A 14,267-nucleotide genomic window follows, 5' to 3' on the forward strand; every position below is an offset into this window, starting at 1 on the left:
GTGGTACCGCGGAATTCAACCGTCCTTGGGCAATGCACACGCCCGAGGACGGTTTTTTATTACCGAACCGGGCCGCGTTTTCACAACGCCAGACGGCGGCAGCCGCCTCGGCAAACGGAGAGCGCGAGAGACGAAAGGGAAGACATGAGTCTGATTGATGATCTGGTCAAACTCGAGGAAGAGGCCAAGGAGCTCGTCGCAGGCGCCGACGACGCAGCCAAGCTCGAGGCTGCGCGCGTTGAGCTGCTCGGCCGCAAGGGGCGCATCACCGGCCTGATGCGCATGATGGGCAAGCTCGCCCCCGAGGATCGTCCCGTGATGGGTAAGCGCGCCAACGAGATGCGCCAGCTGATCGAGGGCATGCTCGACGAGCGCAACACCGAGATGAAGGCCGCCGCCCTCAAGCACGCGCTCGAGCACGACGCCGTCGACATCACGCTGCCGGGCATCCGTCCGCAGATCGGTCACCAGCACCTGATCAAGCAGATCATCGAGGAGGCCGAGGACATCTTCTGCGGCATTGGCTATACCGTCGAGTCTGGCCCCATGGTCGATACCTCCTACTACAACTTCACCGCGCTCAACGCCCCCATGGATCACCCGAGCCGCTCGGCCCGCGATACCTTTTACGTGGTCGACAATAACCCCGGCAGCGTCGCGCACCCCGAGGCCCACGCCCACGGCGAGTCCGACGTGCTGCTGCGCACCCAGACCTCGGGCGTGCAGATCCACACCATGGAGTCGCAGAAGCCGCCCATCTACATGATCTGCCCGGGCACCGTCTACCGTCCCGACACGGCCGACGCCTGCCACCTGCCGCAGTTCAACCAGATCGAGGGCCTGGTCGTCGACGAGGGCATCACCTTTGGCGATCTTAAGGGCACGCTCGACTACTTTGTTAAGTGCATGTTTGGCGAGGACCGCAAGACGCGCTATCGCCCGCACTTCTTCCCCTTCACCGAGCCCAGCTGCGAGGTGGACGTGAGCTGCCACGTGTGCGGCGGCAAGGGCTGCAACTTCTGCAAGCACAGCGGCTGGATCGAGATCCTGGGCTGCGGCATGGTCGACCCCAACGTCCTGATCAACTGCGGCATCGACCCCGAGAAGTACACCGGCTTCGCCTTTGGCATTGGCGCCGAGCGCGTCGCGGCCCTGCGCTACGACCTGCCGGACCTCAGAACGCTCATGACGGGCGATATGCGCTTCCTGAACCAATTTTAGGCTTGTCCAGGCACCCCATCTTGGCGTTCAAACCGTCGCTCGCGTACCTTTAGTACGCGTCGCTCCTCTTTCACGCCAACCTGGGGCACCTGGACAACCCTAAGGCGAACGTCTTCATTTGATATTTCCTCCCTATGCGGAGATTAAGAACTAGGAGAGCTACATGCGCGTTTCTTACGACTGGCTCAAGACCATGATCGATATTCCGGAGGATCCCAAGACCCTTTCGGACGAATATATCCGTACCGGCACCGAGGTCGAGGCGATCGACACCGTGGGCGAGTCCTTCGACCACGTGGTGACCGCCAAGGTGCTCACCAAGACCCCGCACCCCGATAGCGACCACATGTATGTGTGCTCGGTCGACGTGGGTGACAAGAACCTCGATGCCGACGGCAATCCCGCTCCACTGCAGATCGTCTGCGGCGCGCAGAACTTCGAGGCCGGCGACCACATCGTCACGGCCATGATCGGCGCCGTGCTTCCCGGCGACGTCAAAATCAAGAAGAGCAAGCTCCGCGGCGTCGTGTCCATGGGCATGAACTGCTCCGCACGCGAGCTCGGCCTGGGCGGCGACCACTCCGGCATTATGATCCTGCCCGAGGATACGCCCTGCGGCATGCCGTTTGCCGAGTACGTGGGTTCGAGCGACACTGTGCTCGACTGCGAGATCACGCCCAACCGCCCCGACTGCCTGTCCATGATCGGCATGGCCCGCGAGACCGGCGCCATCTTCGACCGCGATTTCCACGTTGAGCTGCCCGCCATCAAGGCCGAGACCGGCCGCGCGACCGACGACGAGCTTTCCGTCGAGATTGCCGACGAGGGCCTGTGCGACCGCTACGTCGCCCGCATCGTACGTAACGTGAAGGTCGGCCCCTCGCCCGACTGGATGGTCAAGCGCCTTAACGCCCTGGGCGTGCGTCCGCACAACAACATCGTCGACATCACCAACTACGTGATGATGCTCACCGGTCAGCCGCTGCACGCCTTTGACCTGGACACCTTTGCCGAGCGCGATGGCCACCGTCGCGTGGTGGTTCGCGCCGCCCAGCAGGATGAGAAATTCACGACGCTCGATGGCGAAGAGCGCGTGCTCGACGCCGGCATGGGCCTTATCACCGACGGTGAGCGCCCCGTGGCGTTGGCCGGCGTTATGGGCGGCATGGATTCCGAGATCGAGGACGACACCGTCGACGTGATGGTCGAGAGCGCTTGCTTCAACGCCGGTCGCACCTCGCACACCAGCCGCGATCTGTCGCTGATCTCCGACGCCTCCATTCGCTTTGAGCGCCAGGTTGACGAGACTGGCTGCGTGGATGTCGCCAACGTTACCTGCGCGCTCATCGAGGAGATCGCCGGCGGCGAGGTTGCTCCCGGCTATGTCGATGTTTTCCCCGCGCCCAAGACCATCGACAGCATCAAGCTGCGCCTGGCCCGCGTGCATGCCATCTGCGGTGCCGACATCGAGCCCGATTTTATCGAGCGTTCGCTTACCCGTCTGGGCTGCACCGTCGAGCGCGACGGCGAGGACTTTATGGTTACCCCGCCGAGCTTCCGTCCCGACCTGCCGCGCGAGATTGACCTGATCGAGGAGGTCCTGCGCCTATGGGGCATGGGCCGTGTGACGGCGACCATCCCGGCTGCCAAGAACCACATCGGCGGCCTGACCCGCGAGCAGAAGCTCACCCGCAAGGTCGGCGAGATCCTGCGCGCCTGCGGCCTCAACGAGACCACGACCTTTGGCTTTGCCGCCCCGGGCGACCTGGAGAAGATTGGCATGTCCACCGAAGGCCGCGGCTGCCCCGTGGTGCTCATGAACCCGCTGGTGGCCGAGCAGACCGAGATGCGTCGTTCGCTGCTGCCGGGCCTGCTGCAGTCCGTGGCCTACAACGAGGCGCACGGTACGCCCAACGTGCACCTGTACGAGGTCGGCAGCCTGTTCCACGGTCGCGAGAACGCCAGCCTGCCCAAGGAGACCAAGTCCGTCGCGGGTGTGCTCTCGGGCCAGTGGAGCGAGCAGTCTTGGAACATGAAGTACCGTAAACTGCGTTTCTTCTTTGGCAAGGGTATCGTCGAGGAGCTGCTCGCCCAGCTGCGCATCGAGAAGGTTCGCTTCCGTCCCGTCGAGGGCGAGGGCTATGCCTTTTTGCAGCCGGGTCGTGCGGCCGAGGTTCTGTCCGGCGGCACCGTGCTGGGTTGGGTCGGCGAGATCCACCCCGAGGCGCGCGAGGCCTGCGGCATCGACGAGGTTGTCGTTGCCTTTGAGCTTGACCTGGACAAGCTGATCAAGGGCGCCCGCAACCAGGAGAACTACCGCGAGTTCTCGCAGTACCCGGCCGTTGAGCACGACCTTGCCATTGTGGTCGACAATGCCGTGACCTGCGAGGATCTTGAGCGCCGTATTACCAGCGCCGGCGGCAAGCTGCTCGAGGGCGTGCGCCTGTTCGATGTCTACCGCGATCCGGTTCGTATCGGCAAGGGCAAGAAGTCCATGGCCTTTGCGCTCACGTATCGCTCGGACGACCACACGCTTACTAGCGAAGAGGTCGAGAAGGCGCACCAGAAGATCGTCACCAAGGTGTGCAAGGGCGTAAACGGCGAAGTCCGCTCGTAATCTTTGCTGTTCGGAACCCGCCCCCTGCGGGGTTTTCACGGCAACGTCCTCGCCACTTCGCGGCTGCGGGATGTTGCCTTAGAAAACCCCTCTCGGGGGCGGGTTCCTGCGTTCACCTTGTTGCGAGCGGACCGCACCTTCTTCCGGGTGACCGGAAAGTTGGGAGTGCATGGGCCCTTTATTGGGCGGTGCGTGGACCTGGGCTAATAACGTACGTATTGCAAGGGCGTGCTGCGTTGTGGGCGGTGCGCCTTTTTGTTAGTATGCAGAGTCGGTGTTACGGATTGTTGGAAACGTAACACACAACGTTCTGATTGAGAGGGCTCATGCATATTCCCGATAATTATCTGTCCCCGCAGACCGATGCCGTTATGGCGGTGGCGATGGTGCCCGTATGGGTTCACTGCATCAAAAAGGTGCGCGCCACGCTCGATCGCGAGCATATGGCGTTCCTGGGCATCTGCGCCGCATTCTCCTTCTTGCTCATGATGTTCAACGTTCCGCTGCCCGGCGGTACCACTGGTCACGCCGTCGGCGGCGCACTCATCGCGCTGCTGCTGGGCCCCGAGGCCTCGGCTATCGCCGTCTCGGTCGCTCTGGCGCTGCAGGCGCTGCTGTTTGGCGACGGCGGCGTTCTGTCGTTTGGCGCCAACTGCTTTAACATGGCCTTTGTGCTGCCGTTTGTCGCTGCTATCGTGTTCCGTGCGCTCAACAGCCGTCTGCACGACAAGAGCTGGGGCACCTCGGTTTCTGCCATCGTGAGCGGTTGGGTCGGCCTGTGCCTGGCGGCCCTGTGCGCGGCAATCGAGTTTGGTATTCAGCCGATGCTCTTCACCAACGCTTCGGGCGCCCCTCTGTACTGCCCCTTCCCGCTGTCCGTGGCTATTCCGGCCATGTTGATCCCGCATATGCTGGTTGCCGGCGTGATCGAGGGCGTGGCGACGGCCGCCATCTACGGCTTCATTAAGAAGACGGCGCCGAGCATTATCGTCGGCCCCGAAGCCGCCGATGGCCAGCTTGCCGCCGATGGTACCGCCAAGAAGACTTCCCTGATTCCCACGCTCATTCTGGTCGCCGTGCTTGTCGTGGCTACGCCGCTCGGCTTGCTCGCCACCGGTGACGCCTGGGGTGAGTGGGACGCCGAGGGCGCCGCGACCGCCGTTCAGGAGACTGGTGACGACAGCCTGCAGGCTTCGGTCAGCCTCGACACCCCGACCTTTGCCGACGCCCTGCCCACGGGCGATTATCTGCAGGCCTATTCCGAGGAGCAGGGCCTTGGCTTTGCCGGCCAGGCTGCGATGTATGTTCTTTCGGGCGTGATTGGCGTGGCGGTGCTCACCATCACATTCCGCCTGGTCTCGCTGACGGTCAAGGAAAGCGGTGCTCATGGCAATAGCCGAGCTGCCTAGTTGGCTTGCGGCCGAGGAGCGTTACGAGCCCGCGGGGGCTCGGCATCGTGTGATGCAAAAGAATGTCCTGCACCTGGCGAGCCTGCTTGAGCGGGTTCGCCTGGGTGGAGGCGCGCACGAGGGCGGGTCGATGGTCGACCGCGCCCTTTCTTGCGTTTCGGCTCCGGTGCGCCTGGTGGGGATGTTCGTTTGCGTTCTGTGCGTGTGTCTGACGCAGAGCCCGCTGTACCTCATGTTGATGGCGGCCATCGCGCTGGTGCTCGTTGCCGTGCGCCCCGTACGCGGGCTGCGTGCGACCTTTGTACCGGCGCTCGGCGCCACGGGGCTTGCGGTGGTTCTGGCACTGCCTGCCCTGCTGCTGGGCGCTTCTGCCGCGGGCGCCATGCTCAAGATCGCGCTCAAGACGTTCATTAACGTGTCGTTCGTGCTGGGCGTTTCGTGGACGCTCACCTGGAGCCGCATGTCGGCGGCGCTCAAGACGCTACAGCTGCCCGACGAGGTCATCTTTACGTTTGATATGGCGCTCAAGCACATCGAGGTGCTGGGACGCACGGCGCACGATCTGACCGAATCGGTCATGCTGCGCAGTGTGGGTCGTGCGCCTGCGGGTTTTTCGCGTACCGATTCGATCGCGGGTATCATGGGCATGACCTTTATCAAGGCGATGGAATGCAGCCGCGCGATGGACGAGGCTATGCTTTGCCGTGGCTTTGCCGGTGCGTATCCGACTCCCGCGCGGAGCGGCTTTGGCTGGCGCGATGCGGTCTATGCGGTCGTCGTGGTGCTGCTCGCCGTGTTGTGCGCGGTGCTGTAGCGCGGGCGGCCGAGCCGTCGATGTGGATAGGGAAGGGCGACGTTTTGGCAAACGATACGAATGGCGTGATGGGCGCGAGCGGTGCTACTGGCGCCAAGAGCGTGCCGCTCATCGAGTTTCGCGACGTGCTGTTCTCCTATGCGGGGCATACGGTTGTCGATGGTGTGTCGCTGCAGGTCGATCGTGGTGAACTCGTTGCCCTACTCGGTCCCAACGGCTGCGGTAAGACGACGATTATGCGCCTTATCAACGGTCTTGAACTAGCGGACGCGGGTGCGTACCTGTTTGACGGGCACGTGATCGATGCGGCATATCTCAAGGATTCCGCAGCCGCTCAGCGTTTTCATCAGCGCGTGGGCTTTGTGTTCCAGAATGCCGACGCCCAGCTGTTCTGCGCTACGGTGGGCGAGGAAGTTGCTTTTGGCCCCGCGCAGATGGGGCTGCCGACAGACGAGCTCGAGCGCCGCGTCCGCGATGCCATGGAGCTGTTCCAGGTTGCCGATCTGGTCGATGCCTCGCCCTATCAGCTTTCGGGCGGGCAAAAGAAGCGCGTTGCGCTGGCTGCGGTGGTGTCGATGAACCCCGATATCCTAGTGCTCGATGAGCCCACCAACGGGCTCGATGAGGACTCGTGCGACATCGTAGTCAACTTTTTGCTGGCCTACGTTGCTGCCGGTAAGACGGTTTTGATGAGTACGCACCATCAAGATTTGGTGCGCCGCCTGGAGGCCCGTGCCATCTATATCGATCGATATCACCATGTGGTCGAGGCGCCGGTGTCTTCGTATGGAACCGAGAGCGGCGCTGCGGAATAGTTGCTGCGTAGAGCGTGCGTAGCGGCCCGCGCGGCTTTGCCGTGATGGTATAGTTATCCAGGTTTTTATGGGGGTGGCTATGCCAAGCTGGAACATTCATATCGCTCAGACGGAGCGTTTGCTGGAGTGCACCGGCGCGCTTGCCAATAGCGTGCGCGACCGCAATGCCTTTTTGTTTGGCTGCGTGGTTCCGGATATCTTCGTGGGCTATATGGTCCCTGGTATCGCTGATCCCATTCCGTATCGCATTACGCACTTTGCCAAGCCCGAGCCTATCCCTAAGCCTCGTGAGCATGAGTTCTGGGATACCTATGTGGCACCGTTGCTTAAAAGTTCGCCCACCGGTGCGCCGGCCGCGGCGACCTCGATTATCGAGGAACGCGAGCGACTGAATCGCGTGCACTATCCCCAGCGCTACAGGGATGCCGAGCCGGTTGTCGGTCCCGGCGCCTGTGAGTTCTCGCTTGCGTCCGAAGATGTGGCGCAGTCGTTGCTCGATTTAACGCTGGGCGTCTGGTCGCATCTGGTGGCCGATACCGTATGGAATACGCGCGTGAATCAGTACCTGGAGGCGCACGGCGGCAAGCCGTGCGAGGAATTCCGCATTAAAAAGCAAGGTGACTTTGACTGGTTTGGTAAGACGCTCGGCATTGTTTCCATCCCGCGTGCGACCGATCGTCTGTATACTGCGGCGATGCGTTTTGGGCAGTATCCCATCCATAAGGAGTATGTGCTCAAGACCATCGGCGTTATGCACGAGATTGTGCGCGAAAACCCCGGTGAGCCCGATCATCCGCCATACCGCCTGCTAACTGAGGAGTTTTTCGATGCAACGTTTACCGAGGTCATCGAGCTGACCGAGGTGGGCTTTGCGACTCGCGTTGCCGCTTCTGACGTCCCCGCAGTCCCTCTGATCACTAGCTGCTAGCTGGCCGGCTTGACGGCGAACAGCTCATCCCAATCGACCAATAGCTCCCGCCGCAGGGCATCTTCGGTGGTGCGTTCCTGATCGGTCTTTGGGATGTAGGGGAGCCCTGCCTTTTTATGGATGAGTTCGGCGATGTTGTTAAAGCTCTTCGTGTCTTTGATTTGCTCATAGGTTATCTGGATAACGTCATAGCCCATGCTTGTGAGGGCGGTGGTGCGCTCGGCATCGGAGAGACTTGCGGCTTCGCCATCGTGGGCGGAGCGGCCTTGGCATTCCAGGATGACGCCCATGCTGTCGGTGTTGCTCTCGATGAGGATATCGGCGTAGCAGCAGGTTTTGTCATACAGTGAGCGCGCGGCGTCGCTGAGTGGGATGCGCACGTTGTTTGCGATGTTGATACCCATGCCGCCCTCGTTGCGGGGGAGCGAGACAAGTATGGAGGTCTGTACTTCGAAGGGCGAGGCGGTCTGCCCCGTCATGTGCTCGGCCGCCCAGCGCAGTTGTTTAACGCCGCGCAGGCCTGCAGCCTGCTTGGCGAACGCGGCGATATCCGCCGCGCTGAGGAGCGGCGGGCGCTTCCACAAATTGGTGTCATTGCCCTTGGTGTCGACAACACGCTCCCAACCGCAGTTGGGTGGAATGAGCTTAAGCGAAATGGCTTCATCGAGTTGTTGTTGCGTTCGCTCGCAGGGCGTAAACACTGCAAAGGAGCCGCACATCTCGTAGCAAGCCATGAGTAACTGGTTGCGTGAGACCTGCGTGGCAAGGCTGAGCAACGTAAACTCGGGCGACGTGACATCAAATCCATGTTCAGTTTGCCTAAACGACCCGGGAGGCGGCTCTTGGGTCAGGAGGTGCGATTTAAACAGGCTTCGCGACCCGGATTGTACTCGAGTGAATACAAGCCTGTGAAGCGGTGCGTGAAGCAGGTCTTTTACAACTGCATGACTTCCGAGGCCGCAACATCTGCGATCCATATTGCCAAGGCTAATGGCGGGGTAAAGCCCTAATACCTGCGGCGGGATACGGTGATAGTAAAAAGCGGATTGACCGCATAGCGTCAGGTCCATGATATCCTCCTGGTCGAAATGTGCTTTTGGACCGTGCGATGCCAGCGTCAATTCGGAAGTATGCGGCAAAATCTGAACCCTGTGAGCAGACCTGGCTTTTGAGGCCAGTTTATCAGGCATTTTGTTGCGAAAAAACGGGGTGTGCTCGGAGGTCTCAGAATTTGCCGCATACTTCCGAAAACGCGGTCGATCTGGCTCTTGCTAAAACGATTTAGCAGCGTCGGGTAAGGTGTGGTTTCGCCATCGGGCGAACACTTTTAGCGCTTGGGACTTTATTTTTGGGCCTCGAAAGGTGGATTTCGCGCTTTTGGTAAAGAAATGGGTGCGTGTTTTGCCGTGTGCCGGCATTGACACAGAAAAAGGGCCCGGAAGGCAATGCCTTCCGGGCCCTTTGCAATGCAAATCTGCTTGCAAGTACGATTTAGCGGACCTGAGCGACGTAAGCGACGTTGGTCGAGGAGACCTTGTCCTCGAGCTGGACGCTCATGCGGGGATCGCCGGCGGTAGCGACGGTCAAATCGCCAGCCTCGACGTAGCCGAGCTCCTTAGCGGTCTCGATCGCCTTGACGATCGTGCCGTTGACGGTGCCCTGGGTAATCTCGGCCTGATGCGGGATAACGCCCCAGTACATGATCATCTGCTGGACGGCCCACTCGTGGCGGGAGAACGCGCAGATCGGCATGTTGGGACGGAAGTGCGAGATCAGGCGAGCGGTACGACCGGTGGTCGTCGGCACGGTGATGCACTTGGCGCCAACGGTGGTAGCCATGTTCACAGCGGACATACCCACAACGTTGTTGACGACGCGGGTGCCGTGAGCATCGGCCGGAACCTCGAGCGGAGCGTGGGCCGGGAGGTACTTCTCGGTCTCGAGAGCAATGCTGGCCTGCATCTTGACGGCCTCGACCGGGTACTTACCGGCAGCGGACTCGCCAGAGAGCATAACGGCGTCGGTGCCGTCGTAGATGGCGTTAGCAACGTCGGCAACCTCGGCGCGCGTCGGGCGCGGGTTCTGCTGCATGGAGTCGAGCATCTGCGTAGCAGTGATGACGGGCTTGTAGGCCGCGTTGCACTTGGCGATGATCTCCTTCTGGATGTGCGGAACAAGCTCGGGCTTGATCTCGATGCCCAGGTCGCCACGGGCGACCATGATGCCGTCGGAAGCCTCGAGGATCTCGTCGAAGTTCTCGACGCCCAGGGCACACTCGATCTTCGGGAAGATCGTCACGTGCTCGCCACCGTTCTCGCGGCAAAGCTTGCGGATGCCGCGGACGGACTCGCCATCACGGATGAAGGAAGCGGCGATGTAGTCGATGTTCTCGGTCAGGCCAAAGAGGATGTCCTGACGATCGCGCTCGGTGATAGCGGGCAGCGAGATGTTGACGTTGGGCATGTTGACGCCCTTGCGCTCGCCGATCAGGCCGTCGTTCTTAACGACGCAGGTCATGTCCTGGCCACTGACGGACTCGACCTCGAGGGCAACCAGGCCGTCATCGATCAGGATGAGGGAGCCCTTCTCGACCTCGGAGGGCAGAGCCAGGTAGTCGAGGGAGATGTGCTCAGCGGTGCCGTGGAAATCCTCGGACGTGGGCTGAGCGGTGACGACGATCTTGTCGCCGGTCTTGACGGCAACCTTCTTGCCGTCGACCAGAAGGCCGGTGCGGACCTCGGGGCCCTTGGTGTCGAGCAGGATGCCGACGGGCAGACCGAGCTCCTTGGAAATACGACGGACGCGCTCGATGCGACCGTGGTGCTCGTCGTAGGAGCCGTGCGAGAAGTTAAAACGGGCGACGTTCATGCCCGCCTTGATCATCTCGCGGATGGTCTCGTCGCTATCGCAGGCGGGACCCATGGTGCATACAATCTTAGTGCGCTTGTACATTCAGACCTCCATCTGACATCGTCTTGCGCTGATAGATAAACCATAAGAAATAAAACCGTGTTGATTATAACGAAATGCTGACCGAATACCCCATAAAATCGACCGTATGCCGAATTAGAAGTTCATTTTTTGCGGGATAAACGGTATATGAGAAAATTTACCAACCGCTCTAACCGCTGCTATCTGGGCGATATGTCAGTTTGGCGATGTGCCGAAGAAAAAACGTTTTACCAATGTTGAGCATCACACGGTCTGCACCGTTGCGTGCGGACCATATTTCCAAACCGATTGTTTTGGCTAGACGCGTCGCTTTGGGGTACCATAGCTCCACTATCAACTGCCGCTCAGCACGGCAGCCTTGATGAGCCCTTGCCCTTCTCCTGGGAATTATGATCGGGCATCAATCTGCTGAGTGGCCCGAATCCCAGGAGGGGACTCTATATGCAAAAGGAATACCTGTCCGCCGCGGCGGAGGTGCTCAGCGACCAAGGTGTCGATGAGAACCTCGGCCTGAGCAACGACGAGGCGTCTTCGCGCCTCGCCAAGACAGGCCCTAACAAGCTCGAGGAAGCTGAGAAGACGCCGCTGTGGAAGCGTTTCTTTGAGCAGATGGCCGACCCCATGGTCATCATGCTGATCGTTGCCGCCGTCATCAGTGCGCTCACGGGCATGGTCAAGGGCGAGCCCGACTTTGCCGATGTTGCCATCATCATGTTCGTCGTTATCGTCAACTCGGTGCTGGGCGTGGTCCAGGAAGCCAAGAGCGAGGAGGCCCTCGAGGCCCTGCAGGAGATGAGTGCGGCGCAGTCCAAGGTGCTGCGCGACGGCAAGCTCGTGCACCTGCCGAGCGCCGAGCTCGTGCCCGGCGACGTGATCATGCTCGAGGCGGGCGACTCCGTTCCGGCCGACTGCCGCGTGCTCGAGAGCGCCACGATGAAGATCGAAGAGGCCGCGCTCACCGGCGAGTCCGTGCCCGTCGAGAAGCATGCCAACGTGATCGAGCTCGCCGCCGGCACCGACGACGTGCCGCTCGGCGACCGTAAGAACATGTGCTATATGGGCTCCACCGTCGTGTACGGCCGTGGTCGCGCCGTCGTGGTCGGCACCGGCATGAACACCGAGATGGGCAAGATCGCCGGCGCCCTGGCCGAGGCCAAGGAAGAGCTCACGCCGCTGCAGGTGAAGCTCGCCGAGCTCAGCCGCATCCTCACCATCATGGTGATCGTCATCTGCGTCGTCATCTTTGGCGTTGACATCCTCCGCCACGGCGTGGGCAACGTCCTTACCGATCCGACTGCCCTGCTCGACACCTTTATGGTTGCCGTCTCGCTCGCCGTCGCCGCCATCCCCGAGGGCCTTGTTGCCGTCGTGACCATCGTCCTTTCGCTTGGCGTGACCAAGATGGCCAAGCGCCAGGCGATTATCCGCAAGCTCTCTGCTGTCGAGACCCTTGGCTGCACACAGACCATCTGCTCCGACAAGACCGGTACCCTTACCCAGAACAAGATGACCGTCGTCAAGCACGAGCTCGCTGCGCCCAAGGAGAAGTTCCTGGCCGGCATGGCGCTGTGCTCCGATGCTCAGTGGGACGAGGAGCTGGGCGAGGCCGTGGGCGAGCCGACCGAGTGCGCGCTCGTCAACGACGCCGGCAAGGCTGGCCTCACCGGCCTGACTGCCGAGCATCCGCGCGTGGGCGAGGCCCCGTTCGACTCGGGCCGCAAGATGATGTCCGTGATCGTCGAGACCTTGGATGGCGAGTACGAGCAGTACACCAAGGGCGCGCCCGACGTGGTGATCGGCCTGTGCACCCATATCTACGAGGGCGAAAAGGTCGTCCCGCTGACCGAGGAGCGTCGCGCCGAGCTCGTGGCCGCCAACAAGGCCATGGCCGACGAGGCTCTGCGCGTGCTGGCGCTGGCAAGCCGCACCTACACCGAGGTCCCGAGCGACTGCAGCCCCGCTGCGCTCGAGCACGACCTGGTCTTCTGCGGCCTGTCCGGCATGATCGACCCGGTCCGCCCCGAGGTCGCCGAAGCCATCCGCGAGGCCCACGACGCTGGCATTCGCACCGTCATGATCACGGGCGACCACATCGACACCGCCGTGGCCATCGCCAAGCAGCTGGGCATCGTCACCGATCGCAGCCATGCCATCACCGGTGCCGACCTCGATCGCATGAGCGACGAGGAACTCGACGCGCACATCGAGGACTACGGCGTGTACGCCCGCGTCCAGCCCGAGCACAAGACACGCATCGTCGAGGCTTGGAAGTCGCGCGACCAGATCGTGGCCATGACGGGCGACGGCGTCAACGACGCCCCGTCCATCAAGCGCGCCGACATCGGCGTTGGCATGGGCATCACCGGTACCGATGTCACCAAGAACGTCGCCGACATGGTGCTTGCCGACGACAATTTCGCCACCATCATCGGTGCCTGCGAAGAGGGCCGTCGCATCTACGACAACATCCGCAAGGTCATCCAGTTCCTGCTTTCGGCCAACCTTGCCGAGGTCTTCTCGGTGTTTATCGCCACGCTCATCGGCTTTACCATCTTCCAGCCGGTGCAGCTGCTGTGGGTGAACCTGGTTACCGACTGCTTCCCTGCGCTCGCGCTGGGCATGGAGGACGCCGAGGGCGACATCATGAAGCGCAAGCCGCGCAACGCCAAGGATGGTGTCTTTGCCGGACATATGGGTCTGGACTGCGTGGTCCAGGGCCTAATCATCACCGTGCTGGTGCTGGCGAGCTTCTTTGTGGGCGTGTACTTTGACATGGGCTACATCCACATCGCCGATATGATCGCCGGCAATGCCGACGAGGAAGGCGTGATGATGGCGTTCATCACGCTCAACATGGTCGAGATTTTCCACTGCTTCAATATGCGCAGCCGTCGTGCGTCGCTGTTCACCATGAAGAAGCAGAACAAGTGGCTGTGGGCTTCCGCCGCTCTGGCACTGGTGCTGACGGTGATCGTGACCGTGCAGCCGACGCTTGCCGAGATGTTCTTTGGCCCTGTGACGCTTGAGCTCAAGGGCGTTCTTGCCGCGCTGGGCCTGGCCTTCCTGATCATCCCGTTGATGGAGATCTACAAGGCGATCATGCGCGCGGTGGAGAAAGAGTAACGTACCTGTCCGGGCCCGCCCGCCTGCGGGGTTTCTTCTTCGCTGGTCCTCGCGCTTCGCGCTGCGGGATCACTCAGAAGAAACCCCTCCCGGCGGGCGGGCCTTCGGATAACCTCTCGGGACCGTAAGCTGAGGGAAAGTGTGTGAGTCGGTCGAGCATTTGCTCGACCGACTCTTTTTTGTGGGAAAATACCTGCTCAGTTGTGATTTATGGTGCTGGGAGGCGCTTGTGGGCAAGGCTAAGGCTAAAGCGAAGAAAAAGACGACGGGGGCGCGGGCTAAGCGTGACCGTCGTCGGAAGCTTGCGACCGAAGCCCCCGCGTCTGCCGAGGAGTTGTTGACGAGCGTACCGGGGCTCGATGCGTTGCAGGATGTTCCGGCGTTTGAC

The 14,267-nt window shown here is 61.5% G+C and carries 9 protein-coding genes; 7 read left to right on the forward strand and 2 right to left on the reverse strand.

Features of this window, described 5'->3' with window-relative positions; all coding sequences use genetic code 11:
• Positions 1–144: 144 nt before the first annotated feature.
• The 6 genes from pheS (at position 145) to DW850_RS01915 (ending at position 7,804) form a co-directional block, all read left to right on the forward strand.
• Positions 145–1,221 carry a phenylalanine--tRNA ligase subunit alpha gene (gene pheS / locus DW850_RS01890; RefSeq protein WP_117786092.1) on the forward strand — a complete coding sequence of 359 codons (1,077 nt, stop codon included), beginning with the start codon at positions 145–147 and terminating at the stop codon, positions 1,219–1,221.
• 163 nt (positions 1,222–1,384) lie between these two features.
• The gene (gene pheT, locus DW850_RS01895; protein ID WP_117786093.1) at positions 1,385–3,838 is read left to right on the forward strand and encodes a phenylalanine--tRNA ligase subunit beta; all 2,454 of its coding nucleotides are present in this window, start codon (positions 1,385–1,387) and stop codon (positions 3,836–3,838) included.
• Between the two features lie 326 nt (positions 3,839–4,164).
• A complete protein-coding gene (gene cbiM / locus DW850_RS01900; protein WP_117786094.1) occupies positions 4,165–5,247 on the forward strand; it encodes a cobalt transporter CbiM in 1,083 nt (360 codons plus the stop codon).
• Positions 5,225–6,061 carry an energy-coupling factor transporter transmembrane protein EcfT gene (locus tag DW850_RS01905; RefSeq protein WP_117786095.1) on the forward strand — a complete coding sequence of 279 codons (837 nt, stop codon included), beginning with the start codon at positions 5,225–5,227 and terminating at the stop codon, positions 6,059–6,061. The genes cbiM and DW850_RS01905 overlap by 23 nt, the downstream gene beginning before the upstream one ends.
• A 44-nt stretch (positions 6,062–6,105) precedes the next feature.
• On the forward strand, positions 6,106–6,876 hold the full coding sequence (locus DW850_RS01910) for an energy-coupling factor ABC transporter ATP-binding protein (RefSeq protein WP_233540585.1): 771 nt from the start codon (positions 6,106–6,108) through the stop codon (positions 6,874–6,876).
• A 79-nt stretch (positions 6,877–6,955) separates the two neighbouring features.
• Positions 6,956–7,804 (forward strand): hypothetical protein, encoded by an 849-nt coding sequence (locus tag DW850_RS01915; RefSeq protein ID WP_117716612.1) that lies wholly within the window; start codon positions 6,956–6,958, stop codon positions 7,802–7,804.
• Here the strand turns inward: DW850_RS01915 and DW850_RS01920 are convergent.
• Together DW850_RS01920 and pyk are read right to left on the reverse strand one after the other, a co-directional pair.
• Positions 7,801–8,874, reverse strand: coding sequence for a hypothetical protein (locus DW850_RS01920; RefSeq protein WP_124785840.1), 1,074 nt, complete (start codon positions 8,872–8,874; stop codon positions 7,801–7,803). The genes DW850_RS01915 and DW850_RS01920 overlap by 4 nt on opposite strands.
• Before the next feature lie 421 nt (positions 8,875–9,295).
• A complete protein-coding gene (gene pyk, locus DW850_RS01925) occupies positions 9,296–10,756 on the reverse strand; it encodes a pyruvate kinase (RefSeq protein ID WP_117637393.1) in 1,461 nt (486 codons plus the stop codon).
• Positions 10,757–11,197: 441 nt separating this feature from the next.
• On the opposite strand from pyk, the gene DW850_RS01930 reads away from it, so the two are divergent.
• Positions 11,198–13,879: a cation-translocating P-type ATPase gene (locus DW850_RS01930; protein WP_117637392.1), complete on the forward strand. Its 2,682-nt coding sequence runs from the start codon at positions 11,198–11,200 to the stop codon at positions 13,877–13,879.
• Positions 13,880–14,267: the final 388 nt, after the last annotated feature.

Origin of the sequence: Collinsella sp. AM36-4AA (genome assembly GCF_003467795.1) — a bacterium.
Classification (GTDB): Bacteria; Actinomycetota; Coriobacteriia; order Coriobacteriales; family Coriobacteriaceae; genus Collinsella.